The organism is Variovorax sp. MPBD4-3 (assembly GCF_058809745.1).
This window is the reverse complement of record NZ_JBXASW010000131.1, coordinates 1-2048: the sequence shown is the minus strand read 5'-3', so window position 1 is coordinate 2048 and position 2048 is coordinate 1. Positions and strand designations below refer to the sequence as shown.

Below are 2048 nucleotides of genomic sequence, written 5' to 3'. Positions count from 1 at the left end.
GCTGGCGGCTCCACCGACGACGCCTCGCCCACCTTCAGCGGCAGCGGCGCCAGGGCCGGCGACGTCGTCAAGGTGTACGACGGCGCCACACTCATCGGCAGCGCCGCTGTGGCGAGCGATGGAAAGTGGAGCCTCGCGCTCAGCACCCCGCTGGGCGATGGCGCGCACAGCATCACCCACACCCTCACCGACGCCGCGGGCAATACCAGCGCAGCCAGCGCCCCTCTGGTTTTCGCGGTCGACACCGCGAATGTCGTCGTCAGCGTCGGCCACGCTGTGGACGACCAGGGCAGCAAGCAGGGCAACCTCGCTCCCGGCGCACTCACGGACGACACCACGCCCACGCTCGTGGGCAAGGCGACGCGCGGTGCCATCGTGACTGTCCATGAAGAATCGGTCGTGCTCGGCTCCACCACGGCGGACGCCAGCGGCAACTGGAGCCTCACGCTGCCGGCGCAGGTCGAAGGTACGCACAAGTACACGGCCACCGCGGTGAACGCGGCGGGCACCAAGGGCGAAGCCTCGCTCTCGCTGACCATCGACACCACCGCTCCCAACGTGCCCGCCATCGGCAAGGCGACCGACGACGTCGGCTCCGTGCAGGGCCGGCTCATGACCGGCGGCTACAGCGACGACACCACGCCCACCCTCTCAGGCGAAGGGGCGACGCCCGGCGACGTCATCAAGGTCTACGACAACGGCAGCGCCATCGGCAGCACCACGGTCAAGGCCGACGGGAGCTGGAGCTTCACGCCGACCACGCCGCTGGCAGAAGGCACGCACCAGCTCACCGCCACGGCCATCGACCCGGTCGGCAACGAGAGTCCGCGTTCGGGCGCCTTCGTCGTGAATGTCGACACCACCGCGCCCGGCACGCCGGTCGCGGCAACCGGCTATGCCGACAACGTCGGTGCGATCCAGAATCCGGCCAGCAATGCCGCGACCACCGACGACACCACGCCTGGACTCAACATCGGCCCGGTATCCGCGGACCTCACACCCTCGCTGTATGTCGATGGCGTCAAGGTCGCCTCGACCTATGACCCGGTCGCAGGCACGCTGACACCGAACGTCCCGCTCGGCGATGGCGCGCACCAGATCGGCTACACGCTGACCGATGCCGCCGGCAACGAGAGCCAGCAGGCCCCTGCGCTGTCCGTCGCCGTCCGTACTGGCGCGCCAGGCGCGCCGTCCACTCCGGCAGGCTACGCCGACAACGTCGGCGCCATCCAGAACCCGGCCAGCACCGCGCCGACCACGGACGACGCCACGCCCGGCCTCAACATCGGTCCGGTGTCCAGCGGCTTGACGCCGTCTCTGTACGTGGACGACGCCAAGGTCGCTGCGACCTATGACCCCGTGAGCGGAACGCTGACACCGAACACCCCCCTGGCCGAAGGCGAGCACCGGATCAGCTACACACTGACCGACACGGCCGGCAACGAGAGCAGGCAGGCCCCGGCACTCGTGGTCACGGTCGACAGGACCGCGCCGACGGCACCGAAGGTTCCGGCGAGCTATGCCGACAACGTCGGCACGATCCAGAGCCCGGCAAGCACCGCCGCGACCACCGACGACGCGATGCCCGGCATCAACATCGGCACGGTGGCGTCCGGCTCGACACCGTCGCTGTATGTGGACGGAGCCAGGGTCGCCGCAATCCACGACGCCGCGAGCGGCACGCTGACACCGAGCGCGCCCCTGGCCGAAGGCTCGCACCGCCTCAGCTATACGCTGACCGATGCGGCCGGCAACGAGAGCCCCCAGTCGGGCGCCCTCGCGATCGACGTGGACACCACGGTGCCCGCGACACTGGACGCCTCGAAGATCCAGGTGCTGGACGACGTGGGCGCCGTGCAGGGCACCATCGCCTCGGGCGCGCAGACCGACGACAGCAAGCCCGAATACATCGGCAAGGCAGATCCGGCCCAGGTCGCCAGCGTCAACGTCTACGACAACGGCAAGCTCATCGGCAGCACGGCGGTCAACGCCGACGGCACATGGCGCTTCACGCCCGCGCTGCCCCTGACGACCGGCCCGCACAGCTT

At 69.9% G+C, this 2048-nt stretch carries 1 protein-coding gene; it reads left to right on the top strand.

Features of this window, described 5'->3' with window-relative positions; translation table 11 throughout:
• Positions 1-2048 (top strand): Ig-like domain-containing protein (locus tag AC1RVW_RS30770; protein ID WP_493204517.1); only part of this gene is annotated, 2048 nt, incomplete at both ends.